Genomic DNA, 17,436 nt, shown 5'->3' with positions numbered 1-17,436 from the left:
ACTCACTTGGAGGGATGGGCCTTCAGTTCGGCAAGCACGGCGTCGGCATGGCCGGCGACCTTGACCTTGCGCCATGAATGCACGATGCGGCTGTCGGGGGAAATCAGGAAGGTGCTGCGCTCTATGCCACGTACCTGCTTGCCGTACATGTTCTTCATCTTGATGACGTCGAAGGCGGTGCACAGCGCTTCGTCGGCATCACTGACCAGCGGGAACGCGAAGCCCTGCTTGGCACAGAAGTTGTCGTGGGACTTCACCGAGTCGCGGGAGACGCCAAGCACGGCCGCGCCCGCCTTCCTGAAGTCGGGCAGCAGTGCGTTGAAGTCGATGCCCTCGGTGGTGCAGCCCGGGGTGCTGTCCTTGGGGTAGAAGTACAGCACCAGCCACTGGCCGGCGTAATCGCCGAGGGTGGCCTGGGCGCCGCCGGACAGTGCCAGCGGCAGGGAGAGGGTGGTGCTGTCCAGGGTATCGCCGTTGTTCATGAGGTCCTTCTGTCGAGCCTGGGTTCTTTCTACGACAATTGCATGAAACGCCACGCGCCCGTGAGGAGCGCGCGAAAAATCCGGGTTTCAATCAGAACTTCATCGGGTCCATGATCGCGTCCAGGTTCAAGTGGTCGCAGAACTCGAGGAAATCGTCGCGCAGGGCAGCGATGTGCATGTTGGCCGGCACGCCGATGGTGACCTGTGCGCTGAACATCTCCGCACCGGTCTGCATGGCGCGGTAACGCGTGCTCTGCAGGGTCTCGATGGTGATGCCCTGGCGATCGAAGAAATCGGCCAGCTGGAACAGGATGCCCGGCTTGTCGGCGGCGATCACCTCGACGATGTACGGCAGCAGGTTGGACTGCGCCTGCTTGGCTTCGGTGCGGTACCAGACCAGCTTCAGGCCTTCCTCGCGCTCGAGCCGGGTCAGCATCGCTTCCAGCTTGGCGACCGAATCCCAGGAGCCGGTGGCCAGCGCGGTCACCGAGACATCGCGGCCCACGGTGGCCAGGCGTGCATCCACCAGATTGCACCCGCTGTCGGCGATGCGGCGGGTGACGGACAACAGGGGGGACTCCGGATGCGTCGTATAGGCGTTGATCAGGAGGTGGTTTTCGCTCGGCGCTGGGCGCGGGGTGGTGTCGGTCAAGGCGATTCCGGGTAATGCATGCGTTAGTCTGAATGCCCGCCAGAGGCGGGGATCCACCGGTGTCCAGCATACTTGCCCGTGCTTTCGCGCCGCAAGTAACATTCAGATCGCCCCCGGCCTTTCGTGGCGGGCGTTTTCCCTCCCCAGCCAAGAGCAGCACGTCCTTGTCCCTTTCCGGCCTCATCACCGCGCTGGCGACCCCCTTCCGGGCCGACGGCGCACTCGACCCCGACGGTTGGCAGCGCCTGCTGCACCTGCAGCTGGAGGGCGGCGTCCAAGGCGTTGTCGTTGCCGGCTCCACCGGCGAGGCAGCCACCCTGTCCGATGCGGAGTACGACCAGCTGCTGGCCAGCGCGGTCGAACGCATCGCCGGCCGCGTTCCGGTCCTGGCCGGCACCGGCCTGTCGGGCACCGCCAAGACCATCGAGCAGACCCGCCGCGCCGCCGCGCTCGGTGCCACCCATGCGCTGGTGGTCACCCCGCCGTACGTGCGGCCGACCCAGGCTGGCCTGATCGCGCATTACCGCGCGGTCGCTGACCAGGCCGGATTGCCGGTGGTGCTGTACAACGTGCCCGGCCGTACCGGCTGCGACATGCTGCCGGAGACCGTGGCCGAGCTCGCCAGCCATCCGAACATCGTCGGCATCAAGGAAGCGGTGGGTGATACCGGCCGCGTGCGCGCGCTGCTGGACCTGCGCAGCGCGACCTTCGCCGTGCTCACCGGTGATGACGGCACTGCCGCACGTTCGATCCAGGCCGGCATGGACGGCCTGATCTCGGTCGGTTCCAACGTGCTGCCCGGCGCCTACCGCCGGATGTGCGACCTGGCCGCTGCCCGCGACCATGAAGCCGTCGAATCCTGGGATGCGCGCCTGCAGCCGTTCCATGACTTCTGCGGTGTCGAATCCAACCCGATTCCGGTCAAGGCGCTGTTGCGTCGGATCGGCATCGGTCACGATCTGCGCCTGCCGCTGCTGCCGCTTTCGGCTGCACACACGCCTGCCGCCGACCATCTCGCCGGCGATATCGCCGCCCTCGAAGCCCTTTCCAGCCACTGACCTTCCGTCTTGGTCTGATCCAGGAGATTCACATGCGCCAATCCGTTTCTGCCGTCCGCGTGCTGTCCTTCGCGCTCCTTGCCGTCGCCACTGCTGCCGGCACCACCGGTTGCTTCAAGCGTGGCGTCAAGGGCGACTACGCCCTGGCCCCGGAAGTGCGTCCGCTGGAAGTGCCGCCGGACCTGAACCTGCCGGCAGGCGCCGGCAACAACCAGGTGCCGACCCTGAGCTCGGCGACCAAGCCGGCCGCTCCGGCCGCCGCCGCTCCGGCGGTCAGCGCCACCGGCTTCACCATTGCCGGCACCAAGGAAGACGCCTTCGCCAAGGTCGGTACCGCGCTGGAAGGCGTGGAAGGCCTGACCATTGCCACCCGCGCGCAGCTGCTGGGCTCGTACGACGTGGCCTATGAAGGCAGCAACTTCCTGGTCCGCGTGGTCGCCGTCGACGCCGGTGCGTACATCTCCGCAGTCGACCCGCGTGGCCTGCCGGCCACCGCCGCAGCGCCGGTGAAGCTGATTGCCGCACTGAAGGCGAAGCTGGCCCCGTAATGGCTGGGCCGGTGGGTACGGACCTGCGGGTTCGTGCCTGCCGTGGTAGAGGCTGACCTTGGTCGGCGCTTTGTGCCAACCGAGGTTGGCAGCTACCAAGGCAAGAACGGAAAAGGGCGCCCTGGGCGCCCTTTTCATTGCCTGCTGGTTGGTGCCTGTCGTGGAAGAGGCCGACCTTGGTCGGCGCCTGCATGCCAACCAAGGTTGGCAGCTACCAAAGCAGCGTTGCCGGCGCCTCAGCGCTCCAGCAGCTTCAGCTTGTCGGGCTTGCCGTCCCACTCACCGGCATCGGCCGGCGGGTCCTTGCGCACGGTCAGTACCGGCCACTCCTTCGCCAGTTCTGCATTGAGGGCGACGAAACCTTCCTGGCCAGCGGGAACATCGTCTTCCGGGAAGATCGCGTTGACCGGGCACTCGGGTTCGCAGAGGGTGCAGTCAATGCACTCGTCCGGGTCGATCACCAGGAAGTTCGGGCCTTCGTGGAAGCAATCCACGGGGCACACTTCCACGCAATCGGTGTGTTTGCACTTGATGCAGTTTTCGGTGACGACAAAGGGCATGGGTAGGGGGCGAATCGCTTTCTGAACCTGCCAATTCTAGAACAGGTTGGCCCCCGGTGTCGGTTGCCGTGTGAAAGTGGGGCAGATTGGCGCCCCTAATGCCCATTTGGCGGCATGCCCGCCCTGTGCGACGCTGCCAAGGCCGCCGGCCCGCTTCGGTCGGCCCCCTTCCTTGCAGGATCCTTCATGTCGCCAGTCCAGCCCGGTGCCGCCTCCAATGGCGGTGAGAACACGGCCTTCATCGTCCTGATCAGTTGCGCCGCCACTCTTGGTGGTTTCCTGTTCGGCTTCGACAGTGGCGTCATCAATGGCACCGTCGACGGTCTGCGCCAGGCCTTCAACTCCAGCGAGGCCGCGCTCGGCTTCGAGGTGGCCTCGATGCTGCTGGGGTGCGCGATCGGCGCGTTCGCAGCCGGCTGGCTGGGTGATCGGCTGGGACGTCGTGGCGTGCTGATCGGGGCGGCCGTGATGTTTCTGGTGTCCGCGCTGGGTGCCGGCGCCGCACATGCGTCCTGGTTGTTCGTCTGCGCGCGCGTGCTCGGCGGATTCGCCGTCGGTGCGGCCAGCGTGATGTCGCCGGCCTACATCGCCGAGGTCGCGTCGGCGCGCTATCGCGGCCGGCTGGCGACCGTGCAGCAGATGGCGATCATCTGCGGCCTGTTCGCGGCGTTCCTCAGCAACTATCTGCTGGCCAGGACCGCAGGCGCCTCGACCGAGCCGCTCTGGCTGGGGCAGCAGGCATGGCGCTGGATGTTCTGGATGCAGGCACTGCCGTCGCTGCTGTTCCTGCTGCTGTTGCTGGTGATTCCGGAGAGCCCGCGCTTCCTGGTGATGAAGGGCCGGCCGGCGCAGGCGAGGGTGGTGCTTGGCCGGTTGTACGGTGAACGCGCCGCGGTGAACAAGCAGGCCGAGATCGAAGCGAGCCTGGCCCAGGACCAGCACAAGCCGCGTTTCGGCGACCTGCTCAACAAGGCCACCGGCAAGCTGCGTCCCATCGTCTGGGTCGGCATCGGCCTGGCGATGTTCCAGCAGCTGGTCGGCATCAATGTGGTGTTCTATTACGGCGCCGTGCTGTGGCAGGCGGTGGGTTTCTCGGAAAGCGACGCGCTGTTGATCAACGTATTGTCCGGGGCGCTGAGCATCGGTGCCTGTCTGCTGACGGTGGTGCTGATCGATCGCATCGGCCGCAAGCCGCTGCTGTGGGTCGGGTCGGTCGGCATGTCGGTGGCGCTGGTGCTGATGGTGGTCGCCTTCGCCAGTGGCAGCCTGGCCGATGGTCGCCTGCAGCTGTCCGACGGCATGGGCCGGTTGGCGCTGGTAGCGGCCAACGTCTACGTGGTGTTCTTCAACATGTCCTGGGGCCCGGTGATGTGGGTGATGCTGGGCGAGATGTTCCCGAACCAGATCCGCGGCCCAGCGTTGGCGGTGGCCGGTGCGGCGCAGTGGACGTCGAATTTCGCGATCACCGTGACCTTCCCGATGCTGCTGGCCGGCATCGGCCTGGCCGGTGCGTACGGCATCTACACCGTCGCCGCGATCCTCTCGATCATCTTCGTCATCCGCCACGTGCGCGAGACCAAGGGCAAGGAACTGGAGCAGATGGAAGGCTGACGGCTCGGCCTGGGTTTCAGCGCCTCCCTGTTCCGAGGGGAGGCGGCAGGCCAGCCGCTCCAGGACACGCCGTAAACCCATCCATGGGGGCTCGATGGCGCCATCCATGGCGCCAACGGTCCTGGAGCGGCCGGCCTGCCGCCTCTCGACAGATCGCGGATAGCGGATAGCGGATAGCGGATAGCGGATAGCGGACGCAGGCAAGCGCGTCGGGGTTGAATTTGTTTCGGAGGAGCGAGGCTGTTCTTGCCGCCGTCGCGGGAAATTGTCAGGAGGGGGCGGGCCACCCTTTCCTGGACCGTTGGCGCCAAGGATGGCGCCATCGAGCACCATGGATGGGCTTTGGCGTGTCCAGGAAAGGGTGGCCCGCCCCCTCCCGCGCAGGAACAGGGAGGCGCAAAAGCGACCACGCCGGTTGGAATCGAGAATCCGGAAAACAGAAAAGCCCGCACAAGGCGGGCTTTTTCGGTTCCTGCTGCGGCGACTGGTGCTCCCTAGGGGACTCGAACCCCTGTTTTAGCCTTGAGAGGGCCACGTCCTAACCACTAGACGAAGGGAGCAGTGTGTCGCTGCCGGTGCAGGAGCGCTAGTATATGCACCTCGATGCCATTGGGCAATCCCGAAACTTCAACCGGAAGCGCCAACATCATTTCCTCTGCTACATCACCGTTCAGCCTGCGCGTCATCCCGCGCGACCAGCACACGATCTCCCGCAAGGACATCAGCCCGAACGCTTTGCGCGTGCTTTATCGACTGCGCGATGCCGGCTTCGGCGCCTACCTTGTCGGCGGCGCGGTGCGCGATCTGCTGGTCAATGGCCAACCCAAGGATTTCGACGTGGCCACCGATGCCACGCCCGAACAGGTCAAGCAGTTGTTCCGCAACTGCCGCCTGATCGGCCGCCGTTTCCGCCTGGCCCATGTTGTGTTCGGCCGCGAGATCATCGAAGTCGCCACCTTCCGTGCCAACATCGATGACGGCAGCGGCGACCGCGAGATGGAAAACGGCATGCTCGTGCGCGACAACGTGTACGGCAGCATCGAAGACGACGCCATCCGCCGCGACTTCACCTGCAATGCCCTGTACTACGCCATCGAGGACTTCTCGGTGCGTGACTACACCGGCGGCTTCGAAGACGTGCAGGCACGCCTGATGAAGCTCATCGGCGACCCGGTGCAGCGCTACCAGGAAGACCCGGTGCGCATGCTGCGTGCGGTCCGCCTGGCGGCCAAGCTCGGCTTCCAGATCGAAGAGGGCACCGCTGCACCGATCCCGCAGCTGGCCGGCCTGCTCAATGAAGCCGCACCGGCGCGCCTGTTCGAAGAAGTCCTGAAGCTGTTCCTGTCCGGGCACGGCGTGGCCAGCTTCGAAGGACTGGAACGCTATGGCCTGTTCGACGTGTTGTTCCCGGAAAGCGCCAAGGCGCTGAAGTCGAACCGTACCGGCGCGCTGCGCCGCATGCTGATCGAGGGCCTGGCCAACACCGACGCACGCGTGGCCAACGACGAGCCTGTGTCGCCGGCGTTCCTGTTCGCGCTGTTGCTGTGGCCGGCCTATTGCCGCGCGCAGGCAACCCTGCTCAAGCAGGGCGTGGCACCGGAAGAGGCGCAGCGTCGCGCCGCCGACCGCGTCACCGTGCAGCAGTTGAGCACCATTGCATTGCCGCGCCGTTTCTCGCTGCCGATGCAGGAGATCTGGCTGCTGCAGGCGCGCTTCAGTTCGCGCCAGCGCAAGCGCGTGATGCGCACGCTCAGCCATCCCCGTTTCCGTGCCGCCTTCGATTTCCTGGCCCTGCGCCAGGTGGCATCGGCAGAGCACGAAGCCGACGTCGCGTTCTGGCGCGAAGCGCAGGCGCAGTCCGGGCATGAGCTGGATTCGTCGCTGGATTCGCTGCATAGCGAGGCCGGCGATGAGGAGGGTGGGGCGCCGCGCAAGCGTCGTCGTCGCCGTCGTCGTCCGGACGGCGCAGCTGCCGGTGCTGCCGAGTAATCCATGACCGGTGCCTGGATCGGGCTGGGCGCCAATCTTGGCGAGGCAGCCAACACCGTCCGCGCGGCCATCGCCGCGCTGGGCGACCTGCCCGGAACCCGGCTGACGCAGGCGTCGCGGTTGTACGCGACGCCGGCATGGGGAAACGAGGACCAGCCACCCTTCGTCAACGCGGTGGCCTCGGTCGACACTGATCTTTCCGCTGTCGAACTGCTGCAGGCCATGCTCGTGCTGGAGCAGCGCTTCGGCCGCGTACGCGACCCTGCCGTGCACTGGGGCCCGCGTGCGCTGGATCTGGACCTGCTGCTGTTCGGCGAGCAGGTGCTGGACCTGCCCGAGCTGAAAGTGCCGCATCCCTACCTGCACGAGCGGGCGTTCGTGTTGGTGCCGTTGGCCGAAATCGCCGCCGATCTGGCCATTCCCGGCCATGGCCGCGTGCGGGATGCAGTGATGCGGGTGGATGCCTGCGGGATCGCGCCGTTAGGGTGATAATGCCCGGGTTATCTCCCCCGGTTATCAGCACATGAGCACCCACGCAGACAGCAAGCCCTGGACCGTTCCCGCCCTGGCCGAGGCCAAGCGCAATGGTCAGAAGCTGGTCATGTTGACCGCCTACGACGCAGGCTTCGCCCGCACGTTCGATGCCAATGGTGTCGACCTGATCCTGATCGGCGATTCGTTGGGCATGGTCGTGCAGGGCCACGATTCGACCCTGCCGGTGACCGTCGCCGACATGGTCTACCACACCCGCGCGGTCGCTCGCGTGCTGCAGCGCGCGCTGCTGATCGCTGACCTGCCGTTCGGTGCCGATGCGACCCCGGAACGCGCGCTGGATGCTTCGCTGCAGCTGCTGCAGGCAGGCGCGGAGATGGTCAAGATCGAAGGTGCAGGCTTCAAGGTCGACATCATCCGTTACCTGGTCGAGCGTGAGATTCCAGTCTGCTCGCACCTGGGCCTGACCCCGCAGTCGGTGCTGCGCCTGGGTGGCTTCAAGATCCAGGGCCGTGGCGATGCCGCGCGCCAGCTGGTGGAAGACGCCAAGGCCGTTGCCGAGGCGGGCGCCAGCATCATGGTGCTCGAATGCGTGCCGACGCCGGTTGCCGCTGCCGTCACCGCTGCCGTTCCCGTGCCGACCATCGGTATCGGTGCTGGCCCGCAGTGCGATGGCCAGGTGCTGGTGCTGCACGACTTCCTTGGCCTGGACAGTGGCCACCGTCGTCCGAAGTTCGTCAAGGACTTCCTGGCCGAAGGTGGCTCGGTGGCCGGTGCCACCCGCGCCTACGCCGATGCCGTGCGCGATGGCAGCTTCCCCGACGAAGAGCACGCGTACGCCCAATGATCCAGACCTTCAACGAACTCGGTGCACTGCGCGCGCAGATCGCGCAATGGAAGGGCGAGGGCCTGCGCGTGGCGCTGGTGCCGACCATGGGCAACCTGCATGGCGGGCACCATGCGCTGATCACCCTGGCAAAGCAGTACGCCGACAAGGTCGTGGCGAGCATCTTCGTCAACCCGACGCAGTTCGGGCCGAACGAGGATTTCAGCCGCTATCCGCGCACCCCCGAAGCCGATGTGGCCGGGCTGGAGCAGGTAGGCTGCGATGCAGTGTGGCTACCCAGCGTCGAAGCGATGTACCCGCTGGGCGTGGACAAGACCACGCGGATGCATGCGCCCGGCGTCAGTGAAGTGCTGGAAGGCGCCAGCCGCCCGGGCCATTTCGATGGCGTGTGTACGGTGGTGGCGCGGCTGTTCCTGCAGGTGCAGCCGGACGTCGCCGTGTTCGGTCGCAAGGACTACCAGCAGCTGGCGGTCATCAAGCAGATGGTGGCCGAGCTGTCGTTCCCGATCCAGATCGTCGGTGCCGAGATCGTGCGGGATGAGGATGGCCTGGCCAAGAGCTCGCGCAACCAGTACCTCAGCGCCGAGCAGCGCCCGTTGGCGACCACCCTTCATCGCACCCTGCTGGGCATGCGCGAAGGCTACGTGGCCGGGCAGACGCGCACGCAGATCGAGGCCGAAGCCACGGCGGCGCTGCAGGCGGCCGGCTTCCAGGTGGATTACGCGGTGCTGCGCACCCCGGAGCTGGCTGAACCGACCTTTGATGGCGGTGGCCGCGTGGCCCTGATCGCCGCCCGCCTGGGCACCACCCGGTTGATCGACAACCTGGAGTTCTGAGCCGCATGCGGCTCAGGGGCGCCCGCAGCGGGCGCCTCTCACCTTCCCATGGACGGGAGACCGGAAATGAATACCCCCACCACTACCGGCTGTCTTGCCCGGGCCTCGATCCTGGCGGTACTGGCCGCCGGCATGGTGCCTGCCCAGCTGATGGGCGGCCTGTTGTTCGCGCTCGACTTCGCGCGTACGCCCGTACCGGCACTCACCGGCGGTGCGCTGATGTTCGTGCTGGGCGTGTGCAACGCCATCGCGGTGTTGCTGCCGATGGCGCTGATCCTGCAGTCCCAGCGGCGTCTGCGCCGGACCGCCTTCCTGCTCGTGGGGTTCGGTCTGGGCGCGCTTGCCATGGCGACCTGTGCCTGGCCGGGCGCGGACAATGGTCCGCTGCTGCAGCGCCTGCGCTATGTCGATACCTTCGACGTGATCAGCTACGGCCTGTCGGTGCTGGCCGCGGGCGGCTTCGGCCTGGTCGCCGGGCTGGCCTTCCATACGGTGTTCGGCCTATCACTGCAGGGCGCCTGCGGGCATGCCCCGTCAGCGCTACCGGTCGAGGGCGCCTGAACGGTCTTCAGCGTCCCGTCCCAGCCCCCTGATGACGGCCAAGCGGGTGCTAGAATCCGCTCTTTCCTTTGCCGTTGCAGCGCCCCCATGCACCTGTCCCTGCTCAAGACCAAGATCCACCGCGCCACCGTCACCCATTCCGAGCTGAACTACGAAGGCTCGATCGCCATCGATGACAACCTGCTGGCCGCCACTGGCATCCGTGAATTCGAGCAGGTGCACATCTGGGACGTGACCAACGGTGCGCGCTTCTCGACCTATGCGATCCGCGCCGAAGCCGGCAGCGGCATCGTCTCGCTCAACGGTGGCGCCGCGCGCCACGTGCAGGTCGGTGACATCATCATCATTGCCGCCTTCGCCAGCATGACCGAGCAGGAAGCCGACAGCTTCAAGCCGAAGCTGGTGTACGTTGATGGCAACAACCAGATCTCCCACACCAACGACACGATCCCGACCCAGGCCGCATGACAACGAACAACGGATTCGACTCGCTGCATTCCCACGCCCAGCGCCTGAAGGGCGCAAGCATTCCCAACCTGCTCGCCGCCGAACCCGGTCGTGTACAGGATCTGGCGCTGCGGGTCGGTCCGTTGTATGTCAACTTCGCCCGGCAGAAATACGATGCCGCGGCGTTGCAGGCGCTGTTGGCGCTGGCTGCCGAACGTGATGTCGGCGGTGCCATCACGCGCCTGTTCCGTGGCGAGCAGGTCAACCTGACCGAAGGCCGCGCCGCGCTGCATACCGCGCTGCGCGGTGATGTGGTCGATGCGCCGGTGGCGGCCGAGGCCTATGCCACCGCGCGCGGCATCCGCCAGCGCATGGGTGTGCTGGTGCGCGCGCTGGAAGACAGTGGCGTGACCGATGTGGTCAGCGTCGGTATCGGCGGTTCCGATCTCGGTCCGCGCCTGGTCGCCGACGCGCTGCGTCCGGTCACGGGTGCACGCCTGCGCGTGCATTTCGTGTCGAACGTGGACGGCGCCGCCATGCAGCGCACGCTGGCCACGCTGGATCCGGCGAAGACCGCCGGCATCCTCATTTCCAAGACCTTCGGTACCCAGGAAACCCTGCTCAACGGCCAGATCCTGCACGATTGGCTGGGGGGGAGCGAACGCCTGTACGCGGTCAGCGCCAATCCGGAACGCGCCGCCAAGGCCTTCGCCATTGCCGCCGAGCGCGTGCTGCCGATGTGGGACTGGGTGGGCGGCCGCTATTCGCTGTGGTCGGCCGTCGGTTTCCCGATCGCACTGGCCATCGGCTTTGAGCGCTTCGAGCAGTTGCTGGAAGGTGCCGCGCAAATGGATGCGCATGCACTGGACGCGCCGCTGGAGCGCAACCTGCCGGTGCTGCACGGCCTGACCGACATCTGGAACCGCAATCTGCTGGGCCATGCCACGCACGCGGTGATGACCTACGACCAGCGCCTGGCGCTGCTGCCGGCGTACCTGCAGCAGCTGGTGATGGAAAGCCTGGGCAAGCGCGTGCAGCGCGATGGCCAGCCGGTCACCACCGACACCGTGCCGGTGTGGTGGGGCGGTGCCGGCACCGACGTGCAGCACAGCTTTTTCCAGGCCCTGCACCAGGGCACCAGCATCATTCCGGCCGATTTCATCGGCTGCGTGCACAACGACGATCCGTATACGGTCAACCACCAGGCGTTGATGGCCAACCTGCTGGCGCAGACCGAAGCGCTGGCCAACGGCCAGGGCAGCGACGATCCGCACCGCGATTACCCGGGTGGCCGCCCGAGCACGATGATCCTGCTCGACGCGCTGACCCCGCAGGCGCTGGGCGCCTTGATCGCGATGTACGAACACGCGGTGTATGTGCAGTCGGTGATCTGGAACATCAACGCCTTCGACCAGTTCGGCGTCGAGCTGGGCAAGCAGCTGGCCAGCGGCCTGCTGCCCGCTCTGCAGGGTGAGGATGTCGAGGTCAACGACCCGCTGACCCGTGAGCTGCTGGCCCAGCTGAAGGGCTGACGCGGGCGGGGAATGCCGCCGGGCATGGCCCGGCGCTACCCTTCGTTACGCCGGTAGCGCCGGGCCATGCCCGGCGGATATGACGCCGCGTTACCGGCTCGGATCGCGCTCCGGGCTCGGCCGCTTGGCCAGCTTGCGCTGCAGCGAACGCCGGTGCATGCCGAGCAGGCGCGCGGCCGCCGACACGTTGCCGCCGGTTTCATGCATCGCCTGCTGGATGTGCTCCCACTGCAGGCGACTGATCGGGGTCATCGCATCGGGCACTTCCATCTCTCCGTCATCGGCCGGGCCATCGTCTTCTTCGCCCAGCGCGCGCAGGATCATCGGCACCGTCGACGGCTTGGGCAGGTAGTCGTCGGCGCCGAGCTTGATCGCCTCCACCGCGGTGGCGATGCTGGCATAGCCGGTCACCAGCAGGATCCGCATGTCCGCACGCAGCGCGCGCAGCGGCTGGATCAGCGCCAGGCCGGAATCGCTGCCCAGCTTCAGATCGATCAGTGCGAACGCTGGCGGACGCTGGCGCGCCAATGCCAGTGCGCTGGCGGCATCCTGTGCGGTCTGCGTCTCCAGCCCTTTGCGGGCCAGGCTGCGCTGCAGCGTGCGCAGGTAGAGTTCGTCGTCGTCGACCAGCAGGCCGAGGGTAGAAGCAGTCATGGTCATTCCTCGCGGGGGGCCAACGGCAGGCGGAAGCCGACGCGGCTACCGGCCCCTTGGGCCGGGCGCATCCACATCTCGCCGTCCAGGCGTTCGATGGTGGCATGGGACAGGGCAAGCCCGACGCCCATGCCTTCACTCTTGCTGCTGCCGAACAGCTTGCCCGGCAGGACGGCGGCGCGGGCATCGAAGCCATGGCCGTAATCGCGTACTTCGCCGATCAAGTCGTCGCCTTCGATGCGCAGGCTGAGGTCAACGCGCGGTCGTCCAGCCTGCTCGCCGGCATCGGCAGCATTGTTCAGCAGCACCATCAGCAGGTGGCCGACGCCCGGGTCCAGCGGCAGGCGCAGCGGTGCGTCGTCGTTGCGATGCAGGTCGATGGTCGGGCGCACCAGCCGCCACTGCTCCAGCACCTGCTGGGCCGTGGAGTGGGCGCGCCCGGGGCGGTCGTTGGAAGCCGGCGCGGCCAGTGCCAGCACGCGCTCGCGGCACTGCACCAGCAGCTCGCGCAGGGTCTCCATGTCCTCGCGTACTTCCGGCTCTTCGCTGCGCTCGGCCACGTCGTCGGCAAGCAGGGTCATCGTCGCCAGCGGCGTGTTCAGTTCGTGCGCCACCGAGGCCGCATGCGTGGCCAGGGCGACGATGCCTTCGTTGCGCGCGAAGCGTTCGCGCAGCGCCGACAGTTCCAGCTCGCGCTCGCGCAGGGCGATCGCCAGCCGGGTGGAGAAGATCAGCACCACCGCAGCGGACAGCAGGAAGGTGGCGATCATGCCCCAGCGATTGAGGTCCAGTGCGTTGAAGTAGCCGGCCGGCAGCGGTTGGCCGAACAGTCCGCTGGCGGCATAGCCCAGCAGGCAGGCGCTGGCCACGGCCAGGGCCCAGCGCAGGGGCAGGGCGAAGGCGGCCAGGGCGATCAGGATCAGGAACAGCGAGCCGAACGGATTGGCGATGCCGCCACTCCAGCTGACCATCCAGGTGAGGATGATCACGTCAACCAGGATGTGGCCGAAGGCGGTCAGCGGCGCGGTATCGGCCGGCTCCGGCCGCAGCTGCGTATACAGGTTGAACACGGCAAGCACGGCCACGCCCGACCACAACGGCAGTTGCGGCAAGGGCAGTCCCAGCACCCAGGTGGCGACCAGGATGGTGGCCGCCTGGCCAGCCACGGCCAACCAGCGCAGGCTGCACAGGGTTCGGAGAAACGGGGCGTCGGGACCGGTCATTCGCGCCCATCGTATGCGTTCGCAGGCAAGCCTGCCTGCGACAATCGGCCGCAGCCGCACTGCCGCCTGAATGCGACACACCCGCAAGGTCGGGGCGGGCGTTAGAATGCCCGCATGCATGACGCCGTCACCCGCCCTACAGCCCCCTCCGATGCCACTGCTTGGCCCCGTCGCCTGACCCAATCGGTCCAGATCGGTGGAGTCACCGTGGGCGGTGGCAAGCCGGTGGTGGTGCAGTCGATGACCAACACCGACACCTCCGATGTGGCGTCCAGCGTGAAGCAGGTCGCCGAGCTCTGGCGCGCCGGCTCGGAAATGGTGCGCCTGACCGTCAACACGGTCGAAGCGGCCGCGGCGATCCCGCGCATCGTCGACAAGCTGGCGATGATGGGCATCGATGTACCGCTGATCGGCGACTTCCATTACAACGGCCATCAGCTGCTGACGGCCGAACCGGCCTGTGCCGAAGCGCTGGCCAAGTACCGCATCAACCCGGGCAACGTGGGCTTCGGCAAGAAGAAGGACCTGCAGTTCGCCCAGCTGATCGAGTTCGCCATCCGCTACAACAAGCCGGTGCGCATCGGCGCCAACTGGGGATCGCTGGACCAGGCCCTGGCAGCGAAGCTGATGGACGAGAACAACCATCGCGAGCAGCCCTGGGATGCCGGCCGCGTGCTGCGCGAGGCACTGATCCGTTCGGCGCTGGATTCGGCCGAGCAGGCCGTCGAGCTGGGGCTGCCGCGCGACCGCATCATCCTTTCGGCCAAGGTCAGCGGCGTGCAGGAACTGATCGCGGTCTACCGCGACCTGGCCCAGCGTTCGGACTTCGCCCTGCACCTGGGCCTGACCGAAGCCGGTATCGGCAGCAAGGGCATCGTCGCCTCGGCGGCGGCGCTGAGCGTGCTGCTGCAGGAAGGCATCGGCGACACCATCCGCATTTCGCTGACGCCCGAACCGGGCCAGTCGCGTACGCAGGAAGTGATCGTCGCCCAGGAACTGCTGCAGACCACCGGCCAGCGCGCGTTCACCCCGCTGGTCACGGCCTGCCCGGGCTGCGGCCGTACCACCTCGGAGTTCTTCCAGGAACTGGCCAAGGTGGTGCAGAACCACGTGCGCGAAAAGATGCCGCTGTGGAAGATCCAGCACCCGGGTGCGGAGAACATGACCCTGGCGGTGATGGGCTGCGTGGTCAACGGGCCCGGTGAGTCGCGGCATGCCAACATCGGCATCTCGCTGCCGGGTACCGGCGAAGCACCGTCGGCACCGGTGTTCGTCGATGGCGAGAAGAAGGTGACCCTGCGTGGTGAGAACATCGCCCAGGAATTCGTCGCCCTGATCGATGATTACGTTGAACGCACCTATGTCCGAAGCGCCGGGTAAGCCGACGATCCTCGCTGCGCCGGAGCCAGCCTCCGGTTTCCGCCACTGGATGGCGCGCAATGCCTGGCGGCTGCTGTTGCTGTTTGCCGGTGTGCTGCTGCCGCTGGCCGGATTCGTCGCCCTGGCCGACGAAGTGCACGAGTTCGAGTCCTTCCACTTCGATGCGCCGCTGCTGTGGCAGATGCACGGCCTGCATTCGCCGTGGCTGGACCGCATCTTCGTGCTGCTGTCGAAACTGGGTTACGAGTGGTTCCTGATCCCGGCCGACGTGCTGATTGTCGGCGCATTGGCCTGGCACCGGCGTTGGCGTGAAGCGACCTTCGTGGCCGTGAGCTTCGTCGGGTCGGCGCTGCTGAACATGGGCAGCAAGCACTTCTTCCAGCGCGACCGGCCCAGCCTGTGGGAATCGATCGCGCCGGAATCCACGTTCAGTTTCCCCAGCGGCCACGCGATGGGCTCGATGACCCTGGCGGTCACCCTGGTGCTGCTGGCCTGGAATACCCGCTGGCGCTGGCCGGTGCTGCTGTTGGCGCCGTCGTTCAGCCTGCTGGTAAGCGTTTCCCGGGTCTATCTGGGGGTGCATTACCCCTCGGACATCCTGGCCGGATGGTGTGCCGCGCTGGTTTGGGTGGTAGGGTGCTATCTGGTCATGTTCAGCCGCCGTCATCCATGGCGACGGCACGGTTCGCCGCCAGCGACGGCCAGCGAAGCGATCACGCAAGGGGAGTGACGTGGATGCCCTCCCAAGGGCGTCTACCTGAGGGACGGGTTGTTTCGTTGTAACGGGTTCTGCAGGGCAAGGGGCACGATCAGTGCGTGAAGAATGTGATGCGCAAGGCAGAACGCCGGAATTGCGCAACATCCGCGCTTGCAGTGGTCAGGTGCTCCTGCCTAGGTTGACCCGTATTGGCCGCATTCGAAGAGGTACGTGAATGACGATTCGAGTCTACCTGGTGGATGACCACGCGTTGGTCCGCACCGGGATGAAGATGATACTGTCGAGTGAAACCGACATTGAAGTGGTGGGCGAGGCCGAGACCGGCGAAGACGCGCTGCCCGCGATCCGCCAGCTGCAACCGGACGTGGTGCTGTGTGATCTGCATCTGCCCGGGGTGAGCGGAATGGAAGTGACCGAGCGCATCGTCCGTGGCCACCGCAGCACGCGGGTGGTCATCGTGTCGGTGCTGGAGGACGGTCCGCTGCCCAAGCGCCTGCTCGAAGCGGGCGCTGCCGGTTACATCGGCAAGGGCTGCGATGCACAGGAACTGCTGCGCGCGGTGCGCGACGTGGCCGCCGGACGGCGCTACCTGGGCACGAGCATCGCGCAGAACCTGGCGTTGTCCACCGTGGAAGGCAACGGCTCGCCGTTCGACAACCTGTCGCCGCGTGAGCTGGAAGTGGCATTGCTGCTGACCCAGGGCCTGCGCCAGGAAGACATCGCGCGGCGCCTGAGCCTGAGTGCGAAGACGGTGAACACGCACAAGGCGCGGTTGTTCGAGAAGATGGGAATCCACGACAACATCGCGTTGGCGCGGATGGCCAGCCAGTATGGGTTGGTGGATCCGGCACGGCCGCTGTAAGGGTTTCGGCCAACGGCTGAGCCCCTCGCGGTGTGCGGTTGGTTTCATGGAGTTGGCCGGGCGGATGGGCTGCGCAGGGGACGCTGCAAGTACGTCCCTGTAAGCTCGGTCGCCGCATCCATGCGGCTCACGCCCCTGCGCAACCCATCCGCCCGGCCACGGACAGGTTCCGTGCACCGCAACCGCGGAATGAAGAAAAGAACGGCAGGAGCAGGTCGCGCGCTTTGCGCGCTCGTAGACTGGGGTCGGATCCCTTTCCCGGCGGGAAAGGGCTCTGACCCCGTAATGCATCAGTGGCCGCGTACGCGCTTGACGATCTTCGCGGCCTGCGCCGCGCTTTCGCGCACCTTGTCCCACTGGCCGGCGTCGATCCAGTTGCCCGGCACCATCCACGAGCCACCGATGCAGACCACGTTCTTCTGCTCGAGGTATTCGGCCGCCGTGTTCTCGGTGATGCCACCGGTCGGGCACAGCTTGAGATCGGCAATCGGGCCGGCCACGCCCTTGATCATGGCCAGGCCACCCACGGCCGTGGCCGGGAACAGCTTGCAGACACGGAAGCCGCGCGCGTAGAGCGACAGCAGCTCGGTCGGCGTTGCCGCACCCGGTACTACCGGCAGCGGTGCCGCAGCCAGTGCATCGGCCAGCACCGGCGGCGTACCCGGGGTCACCAGGAAATCCGCGCCCGCATCGATGGACTGCTGCATCTGCTCCACCGTCAGCACCGTACCGGCGCCGACCACCACATCCGGCAGCTCGCGCTTGAGCATCGCCAGCGCTTCCATCGCCACCGGCGTCCGCAGGGTCAGCTCGATGGCCGGCAATCCGCCTTCCAGCAACGCCGCACTGACCGCACGCGCCTGGTCCAGCGTATGAATCGTCACCACCGGCAGGATGCCGGCCGCATGCAGCAACTCCGCCGCCCGCACCTGATGTTGTTCGATACCCATAGCTCTGCTTCTGCCTTTGCTTTCGCTCTTGTTG

The 17,436-nt window shown here is 66.7% G+C and carries 19 protein-coding genes and 1 tRNA gene; 13 read left to right on the top strand and 7 right to left on the bottom strand.

The features are described from left to right. Positions 1–2: 2 nt before the first annotated feature. Both HFK18_RS19685 and HFK18_RS19680 read right to left on the bottom strand, forming a co-directional pair. Entirely contained in the window at positions 3–482 is a 480-nt protein-coding gene (locus HFK18_RS19685) for a peroxiredoxin (RefSeq protein ID WP_180167558.1), read from the bottom strand. 91 nt (positions 483–573) lie between these two features. Then, the gene (locus tag HFK18_RS19680) at positions 574–1,134 is read right to left on the bottom strand and encodes a glycine cleavage system protein R (RefSeq protein ID WP_025879444.1); all 561 of its coding nucleotides are present in this window, start codon (positions 1,132–1,134) and stop codon (positions 574–576) included. Positions 1,135–1,298: 164 nt separating this feature from the next. Between HFK18_RS19680 and dapA the strand changes: the two genes are divergently transcribed. Next, positions 1,299–2,192 (top strand): 4-hydroxy-tetrahydrodipicolinate synthase, encoded by an 894-nt coding sequence (gene dapA / locus HFK18_RS19675; protein ID WP_100552171.1) that lies wholly within the window; start codon positions 1,299–1,301, stop codon positions 2,190–2,192. A 32-nt stretch (positions 2,193–2,224) separates the two neighbouring features. After that, positions 2,225–2,740, top strand: coding sequence for a hypothetical protein (locus HFK18_RS19670; RefSeq protein ID WP_100552172.1), 516 nt, complete (start codon positions 2,225–2,227; stop codon positions 2,738–2,740). A gap of 236 nt (positions 2,741–2,976) precedes the next feature. On the opposite strand, the gene fdxA is transcribed toward HFK18_RS19670, so the two are convergent. Then, complete coding sequence (gene fdxA / locus HFK18_RS19665) at positions 2,977–3,300, bottom strand: ferredoxin FdxA (protein ID WP_005409054.1); 324 nt, start codon at positions 3,298–3,300, stop codon at positions 2,977–2,979. Positions 3,301–3,486: 186 nt separating this feature from the next. On the opposite strand from fdxA, the gene HFK18_RS19660 reads away from it, so the two are divergent. Continuing rightward, positions 3,487–4,911, top strand: coding sequence for a sugar porter family MFS transporter (locus tag HFK18_RS19660; protein WP_180167557.1), 1,425 nt, complete (start codon positions 3,487–3,489; stop codon positions 4,909–4,911). A gap of 485 nt (positions 4,912–5,396) precedes the next feature. Here the strand turns inward: HFK18_RS19660 and HFK18_RS19655 are convergent. After that, a tRNA-Glu gene (locus tag HFK18_RS19655) sits at positions 5,397–5,471 on the bottom strand. Positions 5,472–5,520: 49 nt separating this feature from the next. Between HFK18_RS19655 and pcnB the strand changes: the two genes are divergently transcribed. The 7 genes from pcnB (at position 5,521) to pgi (ending at position 11,615) form a co-directional block, all read left to right on the top strand. Beyond that, complete coding sequence (pcnB, locus tag HFK18_RS19650; protein WP_100552174.1) at positions 5,521–6,900, top strand: polynucleotide adenylyltransferase PcnB; 1,380 nt, start codon at positions 5,521–5,523, stop codon at positions 6,898–6,900. A gap of 3 nt (positions 6,901–6,903) precedes the next feature. Next, on the top strand, positions 6,904–7,389 hold the full coding sequence (gene folK, locus HFK18_RS19645; RefSeq protein WP_180167556.1) for a 2-amino-4-hydroxy-6-hydroxymethyldihydropteridine diphosphokinase: 486 nt from the start codon (positions 6,904–6,906) through the stop codon (positions 7,387–7,389). Between the two features lie 34 nt (positions 7,390–7,423). Continuing rightward, positions 7,424–8,239 carry a 3-methyl-2-oxobutanoate hydroxymethyltransferase gene (panB, locus tag HFK18_RS19640; RefSeq protein WP_089240331.1) on the top strand — a complete coding sequence of 272 codons (816 nt, stop codon included), beginning with the start codon at positions 7,424–7,426 and terminating at the stop codon, positions 8,237–8,239. Next, on the top strand, positions 8,236–9,075 hold the full coding sequence (gene panC / locus HFK18_RS19635; RefSeq protein ID WP_180167555.1) for a pantoate--beta-alanine ligase: 840 nt from the start codon (positions 8,236–8,238) through the stop codon (positions 9,073–9,075). The genes panB and panC overlap by 4 nt, the downstream gene beginning before the upstream one ends. Positions 9,076–9,141: 66 nt before the next feature. Beyond that, on the top strand, positions 9,142–9,636 hold the full coding sequence (locus HFK18_RS19630) for a hypothetical protein (protein WP_180167554.1): 495 nt from the start codon (positions 9,142–9,144) through the stop codon (positions 9,634–9,636). A gap of 87 nt (positions 9,637–9,723) precedes the next feature. After that, positions 9,724–10,104, top strand: a complete 381-nt coding sequence (gene panD / locus HFK18_RS19625; RefSeq protein ID WP_100552178.1) for an aspartate 1-decarboxylase — start codon at positions 9,724–9,726, stop codon at positions 10,102–10,104. Continuing rightward, positions 10,101–11,615, top strand: coding sequence for a glucose-6-phosphate isomerase (gene pgi, locus HFK18_RS19620; protein ID WP_180167553.1), 1,515 nt, complete (start codon positions 10,101–10,103; stop codon positions 11,613–11,615). The genes panD and pgi overlap by 4 nt, the downstream gene beginning before the upstream one ends. Before the next feature lie 90 nt (positions 11,616–11,705). Here the strand turns inward: pgi and HFK18_RS19615 are convergent, their stop codons facing one another. After that, entirely contained in the window at positions 11,706–12,275 is a 570-nt protein-coding gene (locus HFK18_RS19615; RefSeq protein WP_180167552.1) for a response regulator transcription factor, read from the bottom strand. Further along, positions 12,272–13,492: an ATP-binding protein gene (locus tag HFK18_RS19610; protein WP_180167551.1), complete on the bottom strand. Its 1,221-nt coding sequence runs from the start codon at positions 13,490–13,492 to the stop codon at positions 12,272–12,274. Before HFK18_RS19610 ends, HFK18_RS19615 begins: the two co-directional genes overlap by 4 nt. A 114-nt stretch (positions 13,493–13,606) precedes the next feature. On the opposite strand from HFK18_RS19610, the gene ispG reads away from it, so the two are divergent. From ispG to HFK18_RS19595, 3 genes are all read left to right on the top strand, one after another. Further along, positions 13,607–14,872, top strand: a complete 1,266-nt coding sequence (ispG, locus tag HFK18_RS19605) for a flavodoxin-dependent (E)-4-hydroxy-3-methylbut-2-enyl-diphosphate synthase (protein WP_100552180.1) — start codon at positions 13,607–13,609, stop codon at positions 14,870–14,872. Continuing rightward, positions 14,853–15,602 carry a phosphatase PAP2 family protein gene (locus HFK18_RS19600; RefSeq protein WP_089240345.1) on the top strand — a complete coding sequence of 250 codons (750 nt, stop codon included), beginning with the start codon at positions 14,853–14,855 and terminating at the stop codon, positions 15,600–15,602. Before ispG ends, HFK18_RS19600 begins: the two co-directional genes overlap by 20 nt. A gap of 202 nt (positions 15,603–15,804) precedes the next feature. After that, entirely contained in the window at positions 15,805–16,452 is a 648-nt protein-coding gene (locus HFK18_RS19595) for a response regulator (RefSeq protein WP_025878804.1), read from the top strand. A 290-nt stretch (positions 16,453–16,742) separates the two neighbouring features. On the opposite strand, the gene HFK18_RS19590 is transcribed toward HFK18_RS19595, so the two are convergent. Further along, complete coding sequence (locus HFK18_RS19590) at positions 16,743–17,402, bottom strand: bifunctional 4-hydroxy-2-oxoglutarate aldolase/2-dehydro-3-deoxy-phosphogluconate aldolase (protein WP_099820140.1); 660 nt, start codon at positions 17,400–17,402, stop codon at positions 16,743–16,745. Between the last annotated feature and the right edge of the window lie 34 nt (positions 17,403–17,436).

It is taken from the genome of Stenotrophomonas sp. SbOxS2 (assembly GCF_013416715.1).
Classification (GTDB): domain Bacteria; phylum Pseudomonadota; class Gammaproteobacteria; order Xanthomonadales; family Xanthomonadaceae; genus Stenotrophomonas; species Stenotrophomonas lactitubi.
Note: the sequence above shows the minus strand (reverse complement) of the source record. Positions and strands in the feature narration are given on the sequence as shown.

Coding starts and splice junctions, on each gene's coding strand:
- fdxA (WP_005409054.1), bottom strand. CDS start 3,300: ATGCCCTTTGTCGTCACCGAAAACTGCATCAAGTGCAAACACACCGAT.
- pgi (WP_180167553.1), top strand. CDS start 10,101: ATGACAACGAACAACGGATTCGACTCGCTGCATTCCCACGCCCAGCGC.
- HFK18_RS19630 (WP_180167554.1), top strand. CDS start 9,142: ATGAATACCCCCACCACTACCGGCTGTCTTGCCCGGGCCTCGATCCTG.
- HFK18_RS19670 (WP_100552172.1), top strand. CDS start 2,225: ATGCGCCAATCCGTTTCTGCCGTCCGCGTGCTGTCCTTCGCGCTCCTT.
- HFK18_RS19660 (WP_180167557.1), top strand. CDS start 3,487: ATGTCGCCAGTCCAGCCCGGTGCCGCCTCCAATGGCGGTGAGAACACG.
- panD (WP_100552178.1), top strand. CDS start 9,724: ATGCACCTGTCCCTGCTCAAGACCAAGATCCACCGCGCCACCGTCACC.
- HFK18_RS19595 (WP_025878804.1), top strand. CDS start 15,805: ATGACGATTCGAGTCTACCTGGTGGATGACCACGCGTTGGTCCGCACC.
- ispG (WP_100552180.1), top strand. CDS start 13,607: ATGCATGACGCCGTCACCCGCCCTACAGCCCCCTCCGATGCCACTGCT.
- HFK18_RS19590 (WP_099820140.1), bottom strand. CDS start 17,402: ATGGGTATCGAACAACATCAGGTGCGGGCGGCGGAGTTGCTGCATGCG.
- HFK18_RS19615 (WP_180167552.1), bottom strand. CDS start 12,275: ATGACCATGACTGCTTCTACCCTCGGCCTGCTGGTCGACGACGACGAA.
- panB (WP_089240331.1), top strand. CDS start 7,424: ATGAGCACCCACGCAGACAGCAAGCCCTGGACCGTTCCCGCCCTGGCC.
- HFK18_RS19685 (WP_180167558.1), bottom strand. CDS start 482: ATGAACAACGGCGATACCCTGGACAGCACCACCCTCTCCCTGCCGCTG.
- HFK18_RS19610 (WP_180167551.1), bottom strand. CDS start 13,492: ATGACCGGTCCCGACGCCCCGTTTCTCCGAACCCTGTGCAGCCTGCGC.
- folK (WP_180167556.1), top strand. CDS start 6,904: ATGACCGGTGCCTGGATCGGGCTGGGCGCCAATCTTGGCGAGGCAGCC.
- HFK18_RS19600 (WP_089240345.1), top strand. CDS start 14,853: ATGTCCGAAGCGCCGGGTAAGCCGACGATCCTCGCTGCGCCGGAGCCA.
- panC (WP_180167555.1), top strand. CDS start 8,236: ATGATCCAGACCTTCAACGAACTCGGTGCACTGCGCGCGCAGATCGCG.